We start from the raw sequence: 7,555 nt of genomic DNA, 5'->3' as shown, positions 1-7,555 counted from the left end.
GGGGTGGCACGCACACTAGACCCTCAATTTGATCTCCTTAACCATGCCCGGCCCTATATCAGGTCCGCCACCCTAAGAAAATATTCATTACCCCGACTCTCCCGGGACTTTTTAGGCATCGCCAGGGATCTCTTTTCCCTGCTTCAGACCCTGCCCGGGGATACAAGCAGCATCATTACCCAGATCAAAAAGGGAAAAATCAAGATCACGGTAAGCATTGAGGGTCTGGAGCGGCTGATGATGACCCAGGACCAGACATCCAATCGGATCTCCTTTGCCATTATCATTGCCGCCCTGATCCTGGGCTCGGCCATTGTACTCAACTCCCGGATCCCGCCGATGATTCTCGGCGTCTCCATCATCGGCATTGCCGGATTCATTGCTGCTGCTCTCCTTGGTGTCTGGCTATTGGTGGCCATTATTCGCAGCGGGCGACTTTAAGTACCGCAGATGAAATAAATTGCGTCTACAAACTTGCCAACGCATTCCGGGCTGTGTTAAAGTTTTTCTCAATAAAATCCAAAATCAATAAGTCTAAAAGATTTGAGGCTGCCCNNGCCCCTGACTATCCGAATCGGACATTTTATTAGTATTGATCATCTGATATTAGGGATTGCTTTACCCGGTTACATCCAGCGCAAAGGGTCTGGTGCCGATTCTGATATTATACCTTTTACCATGCGTTCCTGGGAACAGGTGGAGAGGGGGTTTGCATCCGGGGATATTAATGCCGCGTTCATGGATATTGCCCAGGCCATGTATCTGTTTAACAAGGGTTCGGCAATATCCATGCTCATGTTCACTCACAGGGCAGGCAGCAGAGTCATTATGGCCAAACAAATTCAAAAATTGGCGGATCTTAAAGGTAAAAGTGTTTTGATTCCGCACAGGCTCAGTATTCAACATATGCTTGTTCACAGGCTGCTGAGTGCAGGAGATTTAAAAATCGCCGGTTCAGGAAAATTAGAAGAAAGCGTCGAAATTGAATCGGTACCGTTTGCCTTGATGCCGGAAATGGCCAGTTCGGATCTTGACGGCGATATTGCAGCTTTTATCTGCCCTTCCCCCTTTGGTGACGCGGAGGTTGAAAAAAAAGGATTCAGATATCTGCTCCTTTCCCGGGATCTGTGGAAGGAGCATCCGGGTAGCGTATTCGTGGTACACCAGGATCTGCTTGTGACCAAAAGGGAGGATTTGGCCCTGATGGTCAGCTGTCTGATTTATAGCGCCCGGGAACTTGACCGGTATATGTCATCATCCCAGGACACCGCTGAAAACAGCATTGAACGCATCTCCGCCTCTTTTTTAGGCCTTTCTGCCGAGCAGATACGACGGGTACTTAACACATCCGGGATTACCTATTGCCCAAAACTTCTGGCTCCGGATATGGAAATTTTAAACATCGTGCTTGATTATATGCGCACAACCATGAAGGTCATGCCGATCGAAGCGGACCTCAATGGATTTGTCAGGCCCGAATTTATTGATACTGTTCTATCGGAATTATAGTACTTGAAAATAGATATTGAAAAAATATGTAAATCCTACGACGGGCCGGGGAAAAAAAAACATCAGATTCTCAAGGATATTTCCTTTTCCATAAATCCTGGGGATTTTGTGATTATTCTGGGTGAATCGGGTTGTGGAAAGACCACCCTGCTGAATATGCTGGCTGGGCTTGAAAATCCGACCTGCGGTCAAATTCGGGTGAACGGCAACCCTATTGTCGGCGTCCATCCCTCGCGCTCCATGCTGTTCCAGCAACCGGCGCTGATTCCATGGCTCAGCGTTAAGGAGAATGTGGCCTATGGTTGTAAAATCAGGAAAGATACCCAGGATCTTGAATACCGGGTAAGCCAGTTTCTGGAAATCATGGGACTGATAGGTGCATCTGACGCAAAACCCAGCCAGCTCTCTTTAGGTATGGCCCAGCGGGTCTGCCTGGCCAGGGCGCTGGTGGGACGTCCCCAGGTCCTGCTGCTTGACGAGCCCTTTGCCTCGTTAGACACCTTTACCCAGTCCCATATCCAGGAAGAACTGGTAAACCTGTGGATGTCCGAAAGCTTTACCTCGGTCTTTGTCACCCATGATATTGATGAAGCCATACGCCTTGGCAATAAAATTGTTGTTCTGGCAGGCTCCCCTGCGGGCATTTCCGATATTTTTGATATCAATGTACCCTACCCCAGAAAACAGCATGATCCTGTAATCAAAGCGTTGAGAACCGATATTCTCGAACGATTTAAAATCGCATATTTAGTTAAACGGAGCCTGACAAATGAAATTTAACCATGTAAAGCCGGTATACCCCAACAGTATTTCACGGCGAAGTTTTTTAAAAACAGCAATAGGGACAGCAGGCATAGCCGCCTGTGCCCCCATGGTATTTCCTTGCTCGGCATCGGCAAAAAAAAGACCGTTAAAAATAGGTTATCTGCCCATTACAGATGCCACCCCTTTACTCGTTGCATACACTCTGGGTTATTTTTCCCACGAAGGACTTGATGTGGAACCACCGGTGATGGTGCGGTCATGGAAAGTACTTTCCGAATCCTTTTTAACGGGTAAGTTTGATCTGGCCCACATGCTTTTTCCCATCCCCATATGGATGCGATTCAAGCAGAACGTACCCGTCAAGGTTTTGGCCTGGAATCACACCAATGGCAGTGCGGTCACTGTTAAAGCAGACGCCGGCATCAACCGGTTTGCGGATCTGGCCGGCAAGCAGGTGGCCGTGCCCTCATGGTACTCCATGCACAATCTGGTCATGCAGTTAGGACTTCAGGTCCAGGGACTTGAACCTGTCATCCGACCGCCGGGCTCAAAGCTTGCCCCCCAGGAGGTGAACCTCTTTATTCTGCCACCCCCGGATATGCCCCAGGCGCTTTTGGGAAATAAGATAGACGCATTTATCGTGGCGGACCCGTTCAACGCCCTGGCCCAGGAAAAATTTTCGGCAAAAATTATGCGATATTCCGGAGATATCTGGAAAAATCATCCCTGTTGTGTTGTCGTCGCCAATGAGCATCTGATCCAAGAAAGCCCCATAGTAATTCAAAAGGCGGTAAACGCCATTGTAAGAGCCCAGGCGTGGTGCCTGCAAAACCCAAAGGAAACGGCTCACCTGCTCAGCAGGGACGGCGAAGGATTTTTGCCGGTAAAGGAATCAATTCTTCACAGGGTTTTTGGTGCCATCCCCGAAAAAGAACTGATACACCCCCAGTGGAATGTAGAAAGAATCGGTTTCCAGCCCTTTCCTTTTCCAACAGCCACCCGATTTATTCTGGAACAGATGAAAAAAACCAAGGTTGAAGGCAACACGGATTTTCTGACGACCCTTGATGTAAACACAGCCGTTGCACAGCTTGTGGACGACCGTTTTGTCAGAAAAGCCCTTGACGACATGGGGGGAGTGAAAACGTTCAGGCATGGCGACACAGAAGATCTCTTTTCCAGGGAAGAAACCGTTGAAATCAATTGAAAAAAATTTCCAGGATAGCACCGTCCAGGTCGGCTTATCATCATTTTTCACCCGGATATGGTCTGGCTGGAAATATGAACTTGCCGGACTTGTCCTGTTTGCCTGTGCCTGGGCCGTTATCACACAGTTTATCTTCACCAGGCCCGGACTGTCCCATTTTAAAGGTTTTCTACCCGGCCCGACTCTAACGGCCATGGCAGACGCTTTTCAGAATTCCAGATTTTGGATGTCGGTTTTTGCAAGCCTGCGTAGAATCGTTGTAGGCATAGCCATATCAGCAGTCATCGGACTCCCATTGGGCATACTGATCGGTTTTTTCACTCGTCTTCGCAAGCTGACCTATTCGCCGATTCAATTCGTAAGAATGATAAGCCCCTTGTCATGGATGCCCATTGCATTGCTTTTATTTACCAGCTTTGAATCCGCAGTTCATTTTTTGATTGTAATGGCGACAATTTGTCCTATAATACTGAATACAGCCATTGGTGTCATGGATATTAACCCCCAGTGGATAAAAATGGCTTTGAACCAGGGTGCCAATAACGTTCAACTCATTCAAACGATTGTTATTCCATATTCCATCCCACATATGATGACCAGCATCAGACTGGCGCTGGGGATTGCATGGATTGTTTTGGTCCCGGCAGAATTTTTAGGGGTATCATCGGGTCTAGGCTATCTGATTAACGATGCCAGGGATACCATGGAATATGACAAACTTATGGCCGTAATCATTGCCATCGGCATGCTGGGATTTATACTCGACAGAGTTTTCCAGAAATTGCAGCACAGGTTCAGCTGGTCATGGTCCGATGATGTTTAAGAGATAAAACTTTTAATTTTTTACATACTTTACCTTTTCAGGACATAAGGAGTATTTTATGGCGGTAGACCCGAATATTAAAATTGTTGTGGCAGATGATTCAGGCACCATGCGGATAATGTTCAAACAAATCCTGGCTAAAGCGGGATTTTCAAACCTTGTTATGGCGGTGAACGGTGTAGACGGCCTTGAAAAAGTAAAAGTTGAAAAACCTGATCTTGTGATCTCCGACTGGAACATGCCCACGCTGGATGGCCTTGGATTTCTCAAAGAATTAAGAGCCTCTGAAGCATTTAAAGATCTGCCTTTCATCATGGCTACGGCCCAGGCCGACATGGGCCAGCAGAAAGTCATCCTGGAAGCCGGTGGGAATGCCCATTGCCCGAAGCCGTTTAATGAGGAGGAAATAACAAAGGCGATTGAAACGGCCTTCTCCGGAGGGATGAAAAAACAGCGGGTAACAAAAAAGCGAAGCATTATTGGAGGGCGCGTTGAACTCAATGTTGCCCACATTCAGATTACCGACCACCTTGCTCTGGGCGCCCTGAAACACCGCATTAACGAGGGGGATGTAACCCCCCAGCACTTTGATCTGTCCACCAGCCTGATGGGTGGATGGAACCCGATACAGGAAGGCCTTGAAAGCGGTGAAATTGACTGCGCCTTTGTTCTGGCACCCATTGCCATGGACCTGTTTGCCTATGACGCCCCCATTCAGCTGGTCCTGTTTGCCCACAAGAACGGTTCCACATTTGTGCGCTCCCGGCATTATGATTACAGGTTTGACTCTTTGCAAAGCTTTTACAAATACAAGGTTGTGGACATTCCTCACAAAATGTCGGTTCACCACATGCTTGCACATCAATTTTTGAAGGAACTGGGGCTCAAACCCGGTGTTCCGGGAAAAAAAGCGATTAATGTGCGATTTGAGGTGGTTCCACCCATTAAGATGCCCGGTATTATGGAAGAAAACGAAGATGTGGGTGGATTTATGGTTGCCGAACCGGTTGCCACCAAAGCCATCAAGGGGGGAATCGGCAACCTGGAATTTTATTCAGCCACACGCTGGGAGAATCATCCCTGCTGCATTGTGGCCATGCAAAAGGACTTTATCCAGAAACACCCTGAAGCTGTTCAGGAGTTTGTCTCTCTGCTGGTGGATACCGGCGAGTTTATTGAAAACGACAAGGCCCGGGCTGCGGACATTGCCGTGAAATTCCTGGACCCCGAAGGTAAAATGGGGCTGAATCCCCAGGTGCTTCAAAATGTATTTTCCCAGCCCATGGCCATCCGTTGGGACGGACTCTATCCGCAAGCATCAGATTTAGATAAAATTCAAAGATACATGCACGATGTCATGGAGATCGGCAAAATTATTGACCTTGAAAACTTTATTGACCCCAGCTTTGCCAACATCGCATTCAATATATAAATTAAGGAGTTATGCATGAGAATTACAGATCCCCAAGTCATACTGAATGGAGAAAAAGACCTCATTGCATCTGTCCAAAAGGATCTGGATCTTGATGCAGTCAGGGATCTGCTCAAGGAGCGTCTGACCGCAAAGGCGCTGTCCCCCAAAGGCGGCCAGATTGTGGTACATGACAATGATGTGGCGTTCAGGCTTGATTATGAAATCAATCTGAACGGCAGCTTGCTTTTTGACCGGCACGGAAACCTGATTGAAGATAGTGAAAGTACGGCGTCCAAACAAGACACTCAGGATGAAAATGATGAAAATGCGGCCCCGGTATCAGATCTGGATGACAATCTGTCTATTCACTTTCCCGATTATGATGATGCCGCGGATGATGAGCCCGGCCAAGTAAAGGCAGAGGATACGGAACCGGAAGAGCTGTCTGATGAGATCCAGGGAGCTGACCCCGGACTGGAAATTGAAGACCTTGAAGATGAACCTGCATTTGATCAGGAGAGCTCCAACATCCTTGACGCAGATGACGGTGATGAACTGATTGATTTAACCCAAGAGGATGATGAGGATGATATAGAAGATTTAAACATTGATGAATTTACAGATATTAATCTTGAAGATGAAGACAATGAAAACGACGAGAATGTAGTTGATGACGATATAAGTGACATTCTGCAGGAAAACCGTAATTTCTGGGAAAAGAAAAAAGAGTAATACCGGAAAAGACCATGGATGGTTTTTCCGGAAAAAAGAGCTGCCATCAGGCACCTTGCGAAAAAAAATGTATGGATGATAACAAAAATAAAACTATCCTGGTCATAGACGATACAGAACGCAATCTGGATATGGCCCGGTCTATTCTCCAGGATTATGATGTAATCCCCTGCACCTCCGGGGCTGATGCCCTGAAAGTGGTCAGAAACGAACAGATTCATTTGATCCTGCTGAACACGCATATGCCTGACATGGATGGATATACTCTCTGTAGAAAGCTTAAACAGTACCCGAACACCCAGGAAATCCCTATTATTTTCATCACTGCTGAAACCGACGAAAAAAATATTGAAAAGGTATATGACCTGGGTGGGGCCGACTATGTAACCCAACCGTTTAAGGCCAAAGAACTGCTGACCCGGGTCAGAGTTCAGCTCCAGGTACGGGAAATGATTCGGGAACTTGATATGATGGCCACCCGGGACGTTTTAACCCGTGTGTTGAACCGAAAGAGATTTTTTGAACTTGGAGAACCCCTGTTCAATGCGTCAGGCAGTGAATTATATGTCCTGATGATTGATATTGACTATCTTAAAAAGATCAATGATCAGTATGGCCATGATGTGGGCGACATCGTTTTAAAAACAGTGGCAAATGTCATCAAAGATGTCTTGCCACCGGATGCAATATTCGGGCGCATGGGCGGTGAAGATTTTTCAGTCATGTACACTGCACAGACCCACGAACTGTCGATGGATATTGTTTCGGATATCCTGAAAACCGTTGCCGAAACCCAGATTCTCCTGAAGGACGGCAGTGCTGTTTCCTGTACAATTTCCATTGGAATTGGACGTAAATATCCTGAATTCAATTCCCTGGGCAGCCTGTTACAAGAGGCGGACATAACCCTTTGCCAGGCCAAGGAAAGTGGCCGGAATACGAGTATTTTCAGGGATCGATAGCGCTTTTGGGGGCCGCCATATATTGTCACAATCCACTTTCCCGACAAACCCATCTGAACAGGGGTGTTTTCCTTTGAATATATGAAAGTTATGAGTATTGAGTATTGAGATTTAAAACAACTCCCCATTCGCTCATTTTAAAT

At 47.0% G+C, this 7,555-nt stretch carries 7 protein-coding genes and 1 pseudogene; all 8 read left to right on the top strand.

Translation table 11 applies throughout. From position 1 onward, the window contains the following. Positions 1-441, top strand: a pseudogene (locus B3D59_RS12925) (AarF/ABC1/UbiB kinase family protein); the annotation flags it as partial. Between the two features lie 102 nt (positions 442-543). Next, positions 544-1,509, top strand: coding sequence for an ABC transporter substrate-binding protein (locus B3D59_RS12920; RefSeq protein WP_286820245.1), 966 nt, complete (start codon positions 544-546; stop codon positions 1,507-1,509). Positions 1,510-1,512: 3 nt separating this feature from the next. Then, positions 1,513-2,289 (top strand): ABC transporter ATP-binding protein, encoded by a 777-nt coding sequence (locus B3D59_RS12915; RefSeq protein WP_286820244.1) that lies wholly within the window; start codon positions 1,513-1,515, stop codon positions 2,287-2,289. Then, positions 2,279-3,481 (top strand): ABC transporter substrate-binding protein, encoded by a 1,203-nt coding sequence (locus B3D59_RS12910; RefSeq protein WP_286820243.1) that lies wholly within the window; start codon positions 2,279-2,281, stop codon positions 3,479-3,481. The genes B3D59_RS12915 and B3D59_RS12910 overlap by 11 nt, the downstream gene beginning before the upstream one ends. Beyond that, the gene (locus B3D59_RS12905; RefSeq protein WP_286820242.1) at positions 3,468-4,304 is read left to right on the top strand and encodes an ABC transporter permease; all 837 of its coding nucleotides are present in this window, start codon (positions 3,468-3,470) and stop codon (positions 4,302-4,304) included. The genes B3D59_RS12910 and B3D59_RS12905 overlap by 14 nt, the downstream gene beginning before the upstream one ends. A 58-nt stretch (positions 4,305-4,362) precedes the next feature. Next, positions 4,363-5,736: an ABC transporter substrate-binding protein gene (locus B3D59_RS12900; protein WP_286820241.1), complete on the top strand. Its 1,374-nt coding sequence runs from the start codon at positions 4,363-4,365 to the stop codon at positions 5,734-5,736. A gap of 15 nt (positions 5,737-5,751) precedes the next feature. Next, a complete protein-coding gene (locus B3D59_RS12895) occupies positions 5,752-6,450 on the top strand; it encodes a hypothetical protein (protein WP_286820240.1) in 699 nt (232 codons plus the stop codon). A 14-nt stretch (positions 6,451-6,464) separates the two neighbouring features. Then, positions 6,465-7,412, top strand: coding sequence for a GGDEF domain-containing response regulator (locus B3D59_RS12890; protein ID WP_286820239.1), 948 nt, complete (start codon positions 6,465-6,467; stop codon positions 7,410-7,412). Positions 7,413-7,555 lie beyond the last annotated feature (143 nt).

Source organism: Desulfobacter sp. UBA2225 (genome assembly GCF_002348205.1).
Lineage (GTDB): Bacteria > Desulfobacterota > Desulfobacteria > Desulfobacterales > Desulfobacteraceae > Desulfobacter > Desulfobacter postgatei.
The sequence above is the reverse complement of the archived record's forward strand: the minus strand, read 5'-3'. Positions and strand labels throughout refer to the sequence as shown.

Coding starts and splice junctions, on each gene's coding strand:
- B3D59_RS12910 (WP_286820243.1), top strand. CDS start 2,279: ATGAAATTTAACCATGTAAAGCCGGTATACCCCAACAGTATTTCACGG.
- B3D59_RS12900 (WP_286820241.1), top strand. CDS start 4,363: ATGGCGGTAGACCCGAATATTAAAATTGTTGTGGCAGATGATTCAGGC.
- B3D59_RS12895 (WP_286820240.1), top strand. CDS start 5,752: ATGAGAATTACAGATCCCCAAGTCATACTGAATGGAGAAAAAGACCTC.
- B3D59_RS12890 (WP_286820239.1), top strand. CDS start 6,465: ATGGATGGTTTTTCCGGAAAAAAGAGCTGCCATCAGGCACCTTGCGAA.